10 protein-coding genes are annotated in these 13,752 nt (G+C 71.3%); 4 read left to right on the forward strand and 6 right to left on the reverse strand.

Annotation, left to right across the window (positions count from 1 at the left end):
* The first annotated feature begins 41 nt into the window (after positions 1-41).
* Positions 42-2,150, forward strand: a complete 2,109-nt coding sequence (locus BLU02_RS12125; RefSeq protein WP_083370994.1) for a DEAD/DEAH box helicase — start codon at positions 42-44, stop codon at positions 2,148-2,150.
* Positions 2,151-2,217: 67 nt separating this feature from the next.
* Here the strand turns inward: BLU02_RS12125 and BLU02_RS12130 are convergent, their stop codons facing one another.
* Together BLU02_RS12130 and BLU02_RS12135 are read right to left on the reverse strand one after the other, a co-directional pair.
* Positions 2,218-2,757 carry a YaeQ family protein gene (locus tag BLU02_RS12130; protein WP_060923581.1) on the reverse strand — a complete coding sequence of 180 codons (540 nt, stop codon included), beginning with the start codon at positions 2,755-2,757 and terminating at the stop codon, positions 2,218-2,220.
* A gap of 43 nt (positions 2,758-2,800) precedes the next feature.
* Positions 2,801-3,892: an Rv2578c family radical SAM protein gene (locus BLU02_RS12135; protein ID WP_060923580.1), complete on the reverse strand. Its 1,092-nt coding sequence runs from the start codon at positions 3,890-3,892 to the stop codon at positions 2,801-2,803.
* Between the two features lie 74 nt (positions 3,893-3,966).
* On the opposite strand from BLU02_RS12135, the gene BLU02_RS12140 reads away from it, so the two are divergent.
* Positions 3,967-4,896 (forward strand): M15 family metallopeptidase, encoded by a 930-nt coding sequence (locus BLU02_RS12140; protein ID WP_083370995.1) that lies wholly within the window; start codon positions 3,967-3,969, stop codon positions 4,894-4,896.
* Between the two features lie 163 nt (positions 4,897-5,059).
* Positions 5,060-6,223 carry an acyl-CoA dehydrogenase family protein gene (locus BLU02_RS12145; RefSeq protein ID WP_060923068.1) on the forward strand — a complete coding sequence of 388 codons (1,164 nt, stop codon included), beginning with the start codon at positions 5,060-5,062 and terminating at the stop codon, positions 6,221-6,223.
* 97 nt (positions 6,224-6,320) lie between these two features.
* Here the strand turns inward: BLU02_RS12145 and BLU02_RS12150 are convergent, their stop codons facing one another.
* From BLU02_RS12150 to BLU02_RS12165, 4 genes are all read right to left on the reverse strand, one after another.
* Positions 6,321-7,196 carry a siderophore-interacting protein gene (locus tag BLU02_RS12150; RefSeq protein WP_060923067.1) on the reverse strand — a complete coding sequence of 292 codons (876 nt, stop codon included), beginning with the start codon at positions 7,194-7,196 and terminating at the stop codon, positions 6,321-6,323.
* 11 nt (positions 7,197-7,207) lie between these two features.
* Positions 7,208-8,026: an energy-coupling factor transporter transmembrane component T gene (locus BLU02_RS12155; RefSeq protein ID WP_060923066.1), complete on the reverse strand. Its 819-nt coding sequence runs from the start codon at positions 8,024-8,026 to the stop codon at positions 7,208-7,210.
* Positions 8,023-9,690 carry an ABC transporter ATP-binding protein gene (locus BLU02_RS12160; RefSeq protein WP_060923065.1) on the reverse strand — a complete coding sequence of 556 codons (1,668 nt, stop codon included), beginning with the start codon at positions 9,688-9,690 and terminating at the stop codon, positions 8,023-8,025. The genes BLU02_RS12155 and BLU02_RS12160 overlap by 4 nt, the downstream gene beginning before the upstream one ends.
* Before the next feature lie 79 nt (positions 9,691-9,769).
* Positions 9,770-10,315 carry an ECF transporter S component gene (locus BLU02_RS12165; protein ID WP_060923064.1) on the reverse strand — a complete coding sequence of 182 codons (546 nt, stop codon included), beginning with the start codon at positions 10,313-10,315 and terminating at the stop codon, positions 9,770-9,772.
* Between the two features lie 175 nt (positions 10,316-10,490).
* Between BLU02_RS12165 and BLU02_RS12170 the strand changes: the two genes are divergently transcribed.
* Complete coding sequence (locus BLU02_RS12170) at positions 10,491-13,676, forward strand: S8 family peptidase (RefSeq protein ID WP_060923063.1); 3,186 nt, start codon at positions 10,491-10,493, stop codon at positions 13,674-13,676.
* The last annotated feature ends 76 nt before the right edge of the window (positions 13,677-13,752 follow it).

The following is a 13,752-nucleotide window of genomic DNA, read 5'->3' on the forward strand; positions in this document are numbered from 1 at the left end:
GCAGCGCTGTTCTCGTGCGAGAACGCAAGAAGGACACCCGAATGCCCAAGAACAAGAAGCCCCGCGGCGGTCGCGCCGCTGCGAACTTCGAGCCGCGCTACGGCGCCAAGAAGACCTCGTTCCACGACCGTCACCGTCCGGCCGGCGGTCGGGACACGGCTCGTGACGAGCGTCCCGCGCGCGACGACCGCGAGGGTCGCGCGGCCGGCGGGTACGACCGTCGCCCCGGCAGCCGCAGCCCCGGGCACCGCGGCTACCGCCCGGAGGAGACCGAGTCCGGTGCTCCGAAGCGCCGCTGGAGCTCCCAGGAGCGCGCCGGTCGCGACGAGGCCCGCAGCATCCGCACCCGTGCGGAGTCCGGGCGTCGCGAGGCCCCGCACCGCCGCGACGACCGCGCCGGTGGCGGCCGGTTCGACGACCGCGCCGAGCGTCCGCGGTACAACGACCGGTCCGGCGCTGGACGGTTCGACGACCGTCCGCGGCGCGACGACCGCGGCGGCTCGCAGCGACAGGGGTTCCGCGACAACGACCACCGCGACGGCGGACGTCCGCGCTTCGACGACCGTCGGACGGAGCGCCCGCGCTTCGACCGCGACGACCGCCCGCGCTTCGATGACCGCCGGACCGAGCGTCCCCGCTTCGACCGCGACGAGCGTCCTCGCCGCGACGATCGCGACCGTGCGGGGGACCGGGGAGGCGAGCGTTCGTACGACGCCGCCCGTGCGCGCCGCGCGTTCGACCGCGACCGCACGCAGCGCTCCTTCGAGGGCGGACGCGAGCGGCCGTCGACCGGAGGGGCCTACCGCACCGAGCGGCCCCGTCGGGACGAGCGCCCTCGTCGCGACGAGCGTCCGACCCGGAGCGACTGGAACGCGAAGCCGAAGGCGGCGTTCGAGCAGGCCGACGACGTCGTCCACGAGCGCCTCGAGGCACAGGCCGTGCAGGCCGTCGAGGTCGAGGGCGTCACGTTCGCCGACCTCGGCCTGGGCTCCAACATCACCGAGACCCTGAACAACATGGGCGCCGCGACGCCGTTCCCGATCCAGGCGGCGAGCATCCCCGCCGTCCTCGAGGGGCGCGACGTACTCGCCCGCGGACGCACCGGCTCCGGCAAGACCATCGCCTTCGGGGCGCCGCTCGTCGAGCGGGTGCTGCAGTCGCAGGCGGGCAAGCGCCGCGAGTTCGGACGGGCGCCGCGCGCGATCATCCTCGCCCCCACGCGCGAGCTCGCGCTGCAGATCGACCGGACCATCCAGCCGATCGCCCGCAGCGTCGGCCTCTTCACGACGCAGATCTACGGCGGGGTGCCCCAGGGCCGCCAGGTGGGCGCGCTGAAGAAGGGCGTCGACATCGTCATCGGCACCCCGGGCCGTATCGAGGACCTGATGAACCAGGGCAAGCTCGACCTGTCGGACTGCCGGATCGCGGTGCTCGACGAGGCCGACCACATGTGCGAGCTCGGATTCGTCGAGCCCGTGCAGCGCATCCTCCGCCGCACGGCCGAGGGCAGCCAGAAGCTCCTGTTCTCCGCGACCCTCGACCGCGAGGTCGCGGCGCTGGTGGACGAGTTCCTCGTCGACCCCGCCGTGTTCGAGGTCGCGGGCGAAGACCAGGGCTCCAGCACCATCGAGCACCGGGTCCTCGTCATCGAGCACCGCGACAAGGCGGACATCCTCACGTCGCTCGTCGACCGCGAGGGCAAGACGCTGGTCTTCGCCCGTACTCGCGCCTACGCCGAGATGCTGGCCGACCAGTTCGACGACGCGGGGATCCCGGCCGTCTCGCTGCACGGCGATCTCAACCAGGCCAAGCGCACGCGGAACCTGGAGAAGCTGACCTCGGGTCGGGTGAACGTCCTCGTCGCCACCGATGTGGCCGCGCGGGGCATCCACGTGGACGACATCGACCTCGTGGTCCAGGCCGACGCGCCGGACGAGTACAAGACGTACCTGCACCGCTCCGGTCGCACGGGTCGCGCGGGGCGCTCGGGCCGGGTCGTCACGCTCATCACGCGACAGCGCCAGCGCCGGATGACCGAGCTGCTCGGTCGCGCCGAGATCGAGGCCCCGTTCGAGCAGGCCCGCCTGGACGACGACGTGATCGAGGAGATCGCCGGGCGCGTGCCGTCCGCCGCCGAGCTCACTTCCTGACGCATTCGGGATCAGAAAGGCCCCGGAGACTTCGGTCTCCGGGGCCTTGTCGCACTCTGCACCGGGGTCAGGGGAGGGTGTGCTCGTGGAGGGATGTCGTGAGGGCGGTGCCGTTGAGGTCGAGGTAGAGGACGCCCTCGGTGACCGTGAGGGTCAGGGTGTTGCGGCGGGCGAGGTGAGGCGTGGCGGTGTCGACGAACCCGGGATCGAAGCTGTAGACCCGGATGTCCTCGGCCCGGTGGATGCGCTTGTCGGCCCACGGCGCCATGACCTTGGCCGGATCGCGGTGCGTGTAGACCACCGTCCGGTCCGCGAGGCGGGAGGCATGGTGCAACCGCGCGGCATCGGGAGCGCCCACCTCGATCCAGACGGTCACCCGGCCCGTGAGGTCGCGCACGAGCACGGCGGGCTCCTCGGTGTCGGAGACGCTGCCGCCGAACGCGATGCCCTCCGCGAACTCGAGCCCGTACGCGAGCACCCGGGTGAGCATGTACGCGTCGGTCTCGGAGGGATGCCGGGCGGCGCGGAGCGAGACGTCCTCGTAGACCCCGCGATCGGTGTCGGCCAGCTGCATCTCGAACGTGTGGACTGTCGAACCGATCGCCATGATCCTCGAGCCTACGCGGCGAAGCACCCCCTCCGTGACCGACTCAGAACAGCATCGGCTGGGGAGGGGACGCGGCGGCGCGGCCGCTCGGGGTGAACATCACCGGCCCCGCCGCCGGCGTCTCCGTCTGCACGTGGCCTTGGCCCGGGCGGAACCCGCGCCGCGGATAGTCGTCCTCGTGCCGGCCGTCGAGTCCGTGCATCCGGATGAGGGGACGAGCGCGCTTGGCGAGCCACTGCCGATACGGCTTCGGCGCCTCGACGGACGCTCCGGGATAGAGCCCCCGGTACGACGACACGAGGTCGGGACGGTTCTCGCCGAGCCACTGGAAGAACCACGGCTTGACGCCCGGACGCAGGTGCAGGGCTCCGTAGATCACGCTCCGCGCTCCGGCGGCCTTGATGCGGCGCAGGGCGTCGTCGATCGCGGCGAGGGAGTCGGTGAGGTGCGGCATGATCGGCATGAGGAACACCGTCACCGGGAACCCGGCGTCGGCGAGGGCGCGCACCGTGTCGAGGCGGGCCTGCGTGGTCGGAGCGCCGGGCTCGATCGCCTTCTGCAGCGCGTCGTCGTACATCGCGATCGACATCTGCACGTCGACCGGCACGCGCTGCGCTGCCTTCTTCAGCAGCGGGATGTCGCGGCGGATCAGCGTGCCCTTCGTGAGGATCGACATCGGAGTGCCCGACGCCGCGAGCGCCTCGATGATGCCGGGCATGAGGGCGTAGCGCCCTTCGGCCCGCTGATACGGGTCGGTGTTCGTGCCGAGAGCGACCGTCTCGTGCTGCCAGCTCCCGCGGCGCAGCTCCCGTTCGAGCACCTCCACGACGTTGACCTTGACGACGATCTGGGTGTCGAAGTCGGCGCCGCCGTCGAGGTCGAGGTACTCGTGCGTGCCCCGTGCGAAGCAGTAGGTGCAGGCGTGGGAGCAGCCGCGGTAGGGGTTGATCGTCCAGGCGAAGGGCATGCGCGACGCCCCGGGGACGTGGTTGAGGGCGGACTTCGACAGCACTTCGTGGAACGTCATCCCGGCGAACTCGGGCGTCGTCACCGTGCGGAGGACGCTGGACCGGTTCTCGAGACCGGGCAGCGCCGCCTCGTCGCTGTCCGCGAGCTTCTGTCCCTGCCACCGCATCGTCCTAGTCGAACAAAGAATCGAATTGAAGTCAAGCGAGTGTGGCATCAATGTTCGAATGGAAGAATGGACCCATGCCCTCCTCGCCGTACGCTCAGCATGCGGCGCCGCGCTCCCCGATCCTCGGACCCGCCCTCCCGGTCGGGCTGGCGGTGACCGCGCTCGGCGTGGTGCTCTCCCTCACCGGGGCGGCCGCGACCCCCGTGGCGTCAGAGCCCCTCCCGCGCCCCGTCGCGGTGATGCAGGTGCCGTCGGTGCAGAACGCGGCGACGCCGGCGGCGGACCCTTGCGCCGACCCCGGGGTGCAGGAGGCGATCGCGGCGGGGGACGACGCCGCCACCATCGCGGGGTTCGGCGGCGGAGCGCGCTTCCGTGAGGCGGTGGTCGCCGGGAACGCGCCCTGCGTCTCGCTCAGCGATCCCGCCCGGATCTGGGTGGTGGTCAACAAGGGGCGTCCGCTCGACCCCGCCGCCTACGAGCCCGAGGGGCTGGGCCAGGTGCCGCTGCAGATGACGACGCCGTCGGGCCGCGTGCGCGCGGAGGTCGCCGACGCGGCCGGGCGCATGGCGGAGGCCGCCGAGGCTGCGGGCGTCGGCCGCCTCGGCGCGAACAACGGCTACCGGTCCTATGGGCTGCAGGTCGCGACCTACGGCGCGCACGTGCGGGACCAGGGGCAGGCCGACGCGGACGCCGGCTCGGCGCGGCCGGGTCACAGCGAGCATCAGACCGGTCTCGCCCTCGACGTCGTGGCCTGCGATGCCGGGTGCGGCGGTCTCGACGGCTTCGGGGCGACGCGGCAGAGCGAATGGGTGGCCGCGCACGCCTGGGAGTACGGGTTCATCGTGCGCTACGAGCAGGTCGGCACCCCCGTCACCGGATACGCGCCGGAGCCCTGGCACCTGCGCTACGTCGGCACGGAGCTCGCGGCGGCGTATCACGAGGGCGGCTTCCACACCCTCGAGGAGTTCTTCGGCCTGCCCGCCGCTCCCGACTACGAGCACTGAGCGGCGCGTCCGCGGTGTCGCCCGGCGTGCTCTGAGGCATCCCACAAACGCGGTACCCAGTCCCACCCGGGATGGGATGCATTCTCACAATCGCCTGTCCTGCCCCGTGTTCCCGCCGTAGACTCGCCGGAGCAACGACGCACGACACGTTCGGGAGGACGGCATGGAACGCGACATCTACGAAGAGGATCACGAGGCCTTCCGCGACCTCGTCAAGGATTTCGTCAAGCGCCACGTCACGCACGAGGCGATCGAGAAGTGGGACGCCGCCGGCGAGGTGGACCGCGCCACGATGCGCGCCGCCGGTGAGGCGGGCATCATCGGGCTCTCCGTGCCCGAGGAGTTCGGCGGCGCCGGGATGCTGCAGGACTACCGCTTCCGCGCGATCGTGAACGAAGAGGTCATCGCGGCCGGAGCGGGCTCGCTCGCCGGGGCCTTCGGCATCCAGGACGACCTGGCCGTGCCGTACCTCGTGCACATGGGCACGCAGGAGCAGAAGGAGAAGTGGCTGCCCCGCATGGCCACCGGCGAGGTCGTCGGCGCGCTCGCGATGACCGAGCCCGGTGCGGGCTCCGACCTGCGCGGCATCAAGACCACGGCGAAGAAGGTCGACGGCGGCTACCTCGTCAACGGCGCCAAGACGTTCATCTCGTCGGGGGCGACCGCCGACCTCGTCGTGACCTTCGTCAAGACGGGCGAGGGCAACCGGCCCGACGCGTTCAGCCTCGTCCTCATCGAGAAGGGCATGGAGGGGTTCGACAACGGCAAGAAGCTCTCGAAGATGGGCTTCCACGGCCACGACACCGCCGAGCTGTCGTTCAGCGACGTGTTCGTTCCCGAGGAGAACCTCATCGGCGGCGTCGAGGGCAAGGGCTTCATCCAGCTCATGATGAACCTCCCGCTCGAGCGCCTCTCGATCGGCGTGGCCGGAGCCGCCGCCGCGCAGGCCGCGTTCGACTGGACCGTCGCGTACACCAAGGACCGCGAGGCCTTCGGGGAGCGCATCATCGACTTCCAGAACAGCCGCTTCACCATCGCCGACATGTCCGCCACGGTCGACGCGCTGTGGGCCTTCATCGACCGCGCGCTGCTGGCCTACAAGGACGGCAGGCTCTCGGCCGAAGAGGCCGCGAAGGTCAAGTTCTGGGCCACCGAGCGTGAGTGGGAGGTGCTCGACGCCGGCGTCCAGCTCCACGGTGGCTACGGCTACATCACGGAGTACCCCATCGCCCGCGCCTTCCTCGACGCCCGTGTGCACCGCATCTACGGCGGCACGAACGAGATCATGCGCGAGATCGTCGGGCGTCAGATCGCCGGCAAGCGCTGAGGTCTCCAGGCACAGCTTCGGAGATCCCCGACGACACGCCGGGGCGGCCTCGTCCGCCCCGGCGTGTCGTGCTGTGGCTCCGAACTTGTGCCCGGGCTCAGGCGAGAGGCTCGGCGGCGGCCTCGCGGGCGGCCTTCGAGGCGGGGGAGGCGGCGCCGATCTTCCAGTAGCCGCAGAAGCTGACGGCGTTCTTGTCGACGCCGCGCTCGCCGACGAGCTGCTTGCGGACGCCGGAGGCCAGGGCCTGCTCGCCGGCCGCGTACGCGTGGAACGGAGCATCGGGCAGAGCGGTGCGAGCGAGGGCGTCCAGGGCGAGAACCCCGGGCGGGATCTCGTGAGGCCGCACGATCCACACCACGTCGAGCCCCGACGGATGCGCGAACTCCAGGGCGTCCTCCGCGGACGGGACCTCGATGATCGCCGTGCCCGCGGCGTCGGCCGGCAGGGAGGCGCTGATCGACGCGATCGCGGGGAGGGCGGTCTCGTCGCCCACGAGCACCACCCGGTCGGTGCCCCGCTCGGGGTTGAATGTCAGGCCCTCGTCGATGATGAGGACGTGCTCGCCGGGGGCGCAGGTCTCCGCCCATCGGGAGGCCGGACCGGCGGTGCCGTCGGCCGCCGAGCCGTGCAGCACGAAGTCGACGTCGAGCTCGGCGCCGGTCTCGGGCGTGGCCGGGCGGTACGCGCGCACGGTGTAGTTGCGCATCACGGGGCGCTCGCCGTCGGGGATGCGGAGGAACTTCAGATACCCGAACATCCGGTTGGCCTTGGCGGGCACGCGCTCCAGTCCGGCCTCCCCGCCGATCGGCAGGAACAGCCGGAACCATTGGTCGTAGCCCATCGGACGGAAGCGGTCGATCTCGCCGCCGCCCAGGGTCACCCGCACCCAGTGCGGCGCGAGCCGTTCGGTACGGAGCACGGTGAGGTGCAGGAGCTCGGCCGTCTCCGGCTTGACCATCTTGCTGAATGCCATGCGGGCGCCTTTCAGGGGAGCTGCCAGGGGAAGAACACGACGAAGATCGCGGCCGACACGGCGAGCATGACCACGGTGAAGACGGTGTCCCTCGTGCGGAACGGCACGAGGTGCCGCTCGGTCCGCGTCGGATGCGCACCGAACGCCCGGGAGTCCATCGCGAGGGCGACGCGCTCCGCATGCCGGATGGCACCCGCGAGCAGGGGGACGATGCACCCCCAGCCGCGGGCGATCCGTGCGAAGGGGCCGCGGCCGCCGTGGTAACCGCGCACCCGGTGCGCGGCGCGGATGACGGCGAGCTCGTGCCCGAACCGGGGCACGAAGCGGAAGGCGGCCAGGGCCGTGTACCCGATGCGGTACGGCACGCGCAGCTGCTGCACGCTCGCACGCACGAGGTCGGAACCGCTGGTGGTGAGGCCGCCGACGAGCGCGAGCGCGACGATCGATCCGAGTCGGAGCGCCGTGGCGAACCCGATGAGGAGGGCGCCGTCGTAGAGGGTCCAGTCACCGATCGTCACGACGGAGGTGGTGTCGGCGACCAGGGCCGCGTCGACCCACAGCGAGAAGCCGACGCCGATCGCGACCATGCCCACGGGCAGACCGAGCAGGAGCAGCGCGAGGAGGCGCCCCGTCACCCGCGCCCCGACGAGGATGAGGACGTAGGCGAGCACGAGGAAGGCAGCGGGGGTGGCCAGATCCCGCACGAAGACGAGGAGCAGTATCGCGGGGGCGAAGCCGGCGACCTTCGCCAGCGGGTTGAGGCCGTAGAGGAACTGCCGCCGCGACGTGGCCGTGAGCGGCGCATACGGATCGAGCGTGGTCATCGTCATGGCGACACCTCCCACCCGGCCGCGGTGAGCACGCGCTGCAAGGCGGGGACGCGCAAGCCCGCGGAGGGGAGGATCGCGGGATCGGCGAACAGCTCCGCCGTCGGACCGGCGGCCCGGACCCGCCCGTCGGCGAGGACGACCGTGTCGGTGGCGTGCTCGGCGACGAGCTGCAGGTCGTGAGTGACGATGACCACGGTCGTGCCGTCCGCCCGGAGGCTCTCCAGCAGCGCCAGGAGCTCGGCCGCCCTGGCGCGGTCCTGCCCGAAGGTGGGCTCGTCGAGGGCGAGGACACGGGGACGGCTGATGAGGGCGGTGCCGACCGAGAGCCGTCGCTTCTCACCGCCGGAGAGGAGGAACGGGTGCACCCCGGCCTTATGCGACAGCCCGAACCGCTCCAGCATCTCCGCCACACGCGTGCGGACCTCGTCGTCCGGCACGTGGCGCAGGCGGAGACCGTGGGCGAGCTCGTCGAACACGGTGGCGGCGATGAACTGGTGCTCCGGGTTCTGGAACACGAAGCCGATGCGGGCCGCGAGCTCCCGAGGGGAGGCCGTCCCTGGATCGATGCCGTCGGCGGAGACTCGACCCCTCGGCGGCGGCACGACTCCGGCGAGAGCCTGGATCAGCGTCGTCTTGCCCGCCCCGTTCGCCCCGACGATCGCGGTGAGGCTCCCGGCGGCGATGTCGAGGTCGACCCCGTGCAGGATCTCGGTGCGGCGCCGCGCGACGGTGAGGCCGCGGGCCCGGATGATCGGCTCCGGTCCGGCGGGGCGAGGATCGCCGACCGGCATCGAGGAGGCGGCGCCGGGGCCGGGAGGAAGCGCGGCGGCCAGCGCCTCCGGCGTCAGCGGCAGCGGATCGAGGACGACGCCCCGGTCGCGGAGGCGGAGCGCGGCGAGCGTCGCGGCGGGCAGCCAGACCCCCATCGCCAGGAGCTCGTCGGCGTGCGCGCGGATGGTCTCGGCCGCCGGACCGTCGAAGACCACCCGACCCTCGCGGTCGAGCACGATGGTGCGCGTGACGAAGCGCATCGCCGCATCGAGGTTGTGCTCGACGAGGAGGATGGCCCGGTCTCCGGCGGCCACGACCTCGGTCAGCGCCGCGTACACGTCGTCGATCCCCTGCGGGTCGAGGTTCGCGGTCGGCTCGTCCAGCACGATGAGAGGAGAGCCCATCGCGAGGGCGCAGGCGATGGCGAGACGCTGCCGCCCGCCGCCGGACAGGTGGTCGGGGTTGTCGTCGCGGCGCTCCCACAAGCCGACGCGCCGCAACGCCTCCTCCACGCGGGCGCGCACGGCCTCCACCGGGAGCAGGAGGTTCTCCGGGCCGAAGGCCACCTCGTCGTACACCGTCCCCGTGACGATCTGCGCGTCCGGATCCTGGAAGACCATGGCGACGTGCGTGCTGAGCGTCGCGGTGTGCGCGGTGGTGGTGTCGATACCTCCGGCCTCGACCGTGCCGGTCATCGTCGTGGGGAGCGCGTGCGGGATGAGGCCGTTGAGGGCGAGCGTGAGCGTCGACTTCCCGGAACCGGACGGGCCGAGCAGCAGCACGACCTCGCCGGGATCGATGTCGAAGGTCACGTCACGGGGCGACGGGTGCACGGCGTCCGCGTGGGTGAGGGTCAGCTCGCGCACGCGGAGGAGGGGTGCGGATGGGCGCACGGCACGTCCCTGGTTCGACGGAGGGTGTGCCTCTAACTTAGCTGAGCCTTACCTGTGCTGCCAGTGGGCCCGTGCGCGATCAGCGGCGCGCGACCCCGGCGGTGCGCAGCGCCGAACCGATGGCGAGGCCGATCGCCGTCCAGGCCACCGGACCGAGCACGGAGATCGTCAGGTACAGCAGCTGGGCCCACAGCGGCATGACCGCGAGGTTCGCCGCGAAGAACACCGCCACCGCCACGACGACGCCGATCACGACCGCCGAGACGAAGAACCGCCAGGCGCCCCAGGAGCGATAGCGGGTGAGGGCGGCGACACCCTCCTGGATGAGGCCGAAGAGCAGCGCCGTGCCGATGAACCGCAGCGACCACGCCGGGTTGAAGGCGCTCGCGATGAGCGCCGCGAACACGTGCGTGATGAGCGCCACGAACGGCAGTCGCAGCACCTCCTGCGCGATGATGCCCGGCAGCACGTGCGAGCCCAGCACGAGCCCGTAGAGGAACAGCAGGGGGCTGGCCAGGAGGAGGGGAGTGACCCATCCGGCGATGCCGCCGAGGATGCCCGTGGCGACACCGATCGCCGCGCAGATCAGCAGCACTCTGGTCGACAGGACGGAGGTTCGGGCCACGTCTCCAGCCTACTGGCGACATTCGGAGAGTCGGCCGCCGTCCATCCTGACCGATCGGCACGATCGGGGGCGACCATCGTTCAGTTCTCGATCCGGCGCCGGAAGGCGGGGCTATCGTGAGCCGCGGTGCGGCGACGACGCGGCATCGGGATCATCGGATCATCAGGAGCGAGATATGGGTCGAACACCCCTTCGGATCGCAGCAGCCACCACCCTGGCGACGCTGTTCATCGCATCGACGGCAACCGCAGGCCACGCAGCGACCGGGGAGGTGACGCACCCCGTTCCGGTCGCGGGGACCCCCGGGCACTACATCGTGATCATGAAGGCCGATCCCCTCGCCAGCTACGAAGGCGACGTCAAGGGCCTGAAGGCGACGAAGCCTGACGAGGGCGAGCAGCTCGAGACGCAGTCGCAGGACGCGCGGCGCTACGTCAAGCACCTCGAGTCGGAGCAGAAGAGCCTCATCAACGACGTCGGCGTCACCCCGGACACGACCTACCAGGTGGTGCTCAACGGTTTCAGCGCCGACCTCTCGGGTGAGCAGGTGGACCAGCTCCGCGCCTCGAAGGACGTCCTCGGGGTGTACCCCGACGAGATCCGTCACCCCGATGCGCAGACCTCCACCGACTACCTCGGCCTCGGCGACGACCGCAAGGGGCGTGGCGGGGTGTGGCAGCAGACCGGTGGCGTGAAGAAGGCGGGCGAGGGCGTCGTGGTCGGCGTGATCGACACCGGCATCGCTCCCGAGCACCCCTCGTTCGAGGGCAAGAAGCTCAAGCAGCAGAAGAAGCAGAACAGCCGGCACAAGGGCACGGAGCCGTACACCGACGGCACCTACGTCTACTTCGACAAGTCCGACGGCGGACAGTTCCGCGGCGCGATGGTCGAGGGTCAGGACTGGGACGAGCGCGACTACTCGACGAAGCTCATCGGCGGACAGTACTTCTTCGCGGGAGCCCAGGCGGCCGGGTTCGACTTCCAGTACGACTACCTCTCCCCGCGTGACGGCGACGGTCACGGCTCGCACACGGCGAGCACCGCCGCAGGCAACTTCGGAGTGGACGCCGAGATCGAGGGCGTCGACTTCGGAACGGTCTCCGGCGTCGCCCCCGGGGCGAAGGTCGCGGCCTACAAGGCCTGCTACGTCGGGCCGGACACGACCGTGACCACGGATGACATCTGCGCCCTGAGCGACCTCGTCGCCGCCATCGATCAGGCCGTCGCAGACGGCGTCGACGTTATCAACTACTCGATCGGCGGCGGCGCCGCGAGCACCGTGATGGCTCCGGAGGACCTGGCGTTCCTCAACGCCGCGGCCGCCGGTGTCTTCGTCGCGACCAGCGCGGGCAACGACGGCCCCGATCCGGTCACCGCCGACCACGCCTCGCCGTGGTACACCACGGTCGCCGCCTCCACCATCCCCACGTGGGAGGGCACCGTGCAGTTCGACGGCTTCGAGCAGGCCGGCGCCTCGGTGACCGTCCCGTTCGGCGAGAGCGTCTCCGGCCCCTCCATCGCCGCTGTGGATGCCGCGGCGTCCGGTGCGGCGGATGCGCAGCTGTGCCTGCCGGGCACCCTCGACCCGGCGAAGGTCGCCGGACACATCGTCGTCTGCGACCGCGGCGGCAACGCCCGCGCGGAGAAGTCGCAGGTCGTGAAGGACGCCGGGGGCATCGGCATGGTCCTGGTGAACGTGCCCGGTGGTGCGGACTCCCTCGACAACGACTTCCACGCCGTGCCCACGGTGCACCTGAACGCCGTGCACCGTGCGGCCGTGCTCGCCTACGTGCAGGGCGGCGTCGATCGGCCGATCACCCTCGTCGGCGAGAACACCACCGGTGTGACCACGCCGACCCCGCAGATCGCGGGCTTCTCGAGCCGCGGACCGGTCCTCGCCGACGGCACCGATGTCCTCAAGCCGGACATCGCCGCTCCGGGAGTGGCGATCCTCGCCGCCACGCACAACGCCCCGGGTGAGGACCCGACCTTCGGCATCCTCTCCGGGACGTCGATGGCCTCCCCGCACATCGCCGGCCTCGGCGCGCTCTACCTCGGGGAGCACCCGCGGGCGACCCCGGGCGAGATCCGTTCGGCCCTGATGACGACGGCCTCCGACACCGTGCTCCCCGACGGCTCGAAGAACACGAACCCGTTCGAGCAGGGAGCCGGACAGGTCGATGCGACGCGGTTCCTGAACCCCGGTCTGCTCTACCTCAACGGCTTCAAGGACTGGGCGGCGTTCCTCGACGGGAAGGGGCTGTCGGACTTCCCCGGCATCGACCCCATCGACGGCAGCGATCTGAACCAGGCATCGATCTCGATCGGCTCCCTGGCCAGCGCGCAGACCGTCACCCGCTCGGTCACCTCGACCGAGAAGGGCGTGTTCACGGCGAAGGCCTCCGTCCCCGGCGTGAACGTCACCGTCACGCCGTCCCAGCTCTCCTTCGACAAGCCGGGGCAGACGAAGACCTTCACGGTCACGTTCGACAGCACCACCGCGCCGGTCGAGCAGTGGGCCACGGGTTCACTCACCTGGACGAGCAAGAAGAACACGGTGCGCTCGCCGATCGCGGTGTTCCCGGTCACGGCGGATGCCCCGGCCGAGGTCACCGGCACCGGCGTCGACGGCAGCACGACGGTGGACATCACCCCCGGCCTCGACGGTGATCTGGCGCTGGGCGTCTCGGGTCTCACGCCGTTCCAGCTCCTCAGCGACCCGGACAACCCGGTCGAGGGGCATTCCGGGAACGAGAAGTCGGGCGACGCGAACAAGGACGTGTCCTGGATCGTGGACGTGCCGGAGGGCGCCACCCTCTCGCGGTTCGACCTCGACTCGTCCGACGACGAGGGCAGCGATCTCGACCTCACCGTCTACCGGGTGGTGAGCCCCGATGACCTGCGCTACTACGAGCGCTGGCAGTCGGCGACGGGCTCGGCCGACGAGCAGGTGACGATCCCCGCCCCGACAGCGGGCACCTACCTCGTCGTCGCCAACGTGTACGCGACCACCGGGCCGATGACGTGGGACATGACCCACGCCTCCGTGCTGCCGGACGGGGAGGGGTCGTTCACCGCGACGCCGAACCCGATCGCCGCGGTCCGCGGGGAGAAGACGAGCTACGAGCTGAGCTGGAGCGGTCTCATCGCCGGCACCCGCTACCTCGGACTCGTCCAGTACGGCGACTCGGCCGTGCGCACCGTGGTGACGGTCACGACGCCCGCGGATGCCGCGCCGACGCCGACTCCCGCGCCGAAGCCGTCGCCGACTCCCGAGCCGACGCCGACCCCGGATCCGACTCCGACGCCGGGGCCGACTCCGGAGCCGACCGAGCCTCCGGAGACCGACGCCCCCGGGTGATCCGGGACCGTCTGCACGACCCCGGCACGGCCGCACGAGGAATCCCTCGTGCGGCCGTGCCGTCGCATTTGGGCAT

It is taken from the genome of Microbacterium paraoxydans (assembly GCF_900105335.1).
Classification (GTDB): Bacteria; Actinomycetota; Actinomycetes; order Actinomycetales; family Microbacteriaceae; genus Microbacterium; species Microbacterium paraoxydans.

What these genes read in the sequence shown, in the direction of transcription:
- BLU02_RS12125 (WP_083370994.1), top strand. Translation starts at nt 42, where the DNA reads ATGCCCAAGAACAAGAAGCCCCGCGGCGGTCGCGCCGCTGCGAACTTC.
- BLU02_RS12130 (WP_060923581.1), bottom strand. Translation starts at nt 2,757, where the DNA reads ATGGCGATCGGTTCGACAGTCCACACGTTCGAGATGCAGCTGGCCGAC.
- BLU02_RS12135 (WP_060923580.1), bottom strand. Translation starts at nt 3,892, where the DNA reads ATGCGGTGGCAGGGACAGAAGCTCGCGGACAGCGACGAGGCGGCGCTG.
- BLU02_RS12140 (WP_083370995.1), top strand. Translation starts at nt 3,967, where the DNA reads ATGCCCTCCTCGCCGTACGCTCAGCATGCGGCGCCGCGCTCCCCGATC.
- BLU02_RS12145 (WP_060923068.1), top strand. Translation starts at nt 5,060, where the DNA reads ATGGAACGCGACATCTACGAAGAGGATCACGAGGCCTTCCGCGACCTC.
- BLU02_RS12150 (WP_060923067.1), bottom strand. Translation starts at nt 7,196, where the DNA reads ATGGCATTCAGCAAGATGGTCAAGCCGGAGACGGCCGAGCTCCTGCAC.
- BLU02_RS12155 (WP_060923066.1), bottom strand. Translation starts at nt 8,026, where the DNA reads ATGACGATGACCACGCTCGATCCGTATGCGCCGCTCACGGCCACGTCG.
- BLU02_RS12170 (WP_060923063.1), top strand. Translation starts at nt 10,491, where the DNA reads ATGGGTCGAACACCCCTTCGGATCGCAGCAGCCACCACCCTGGCGACG.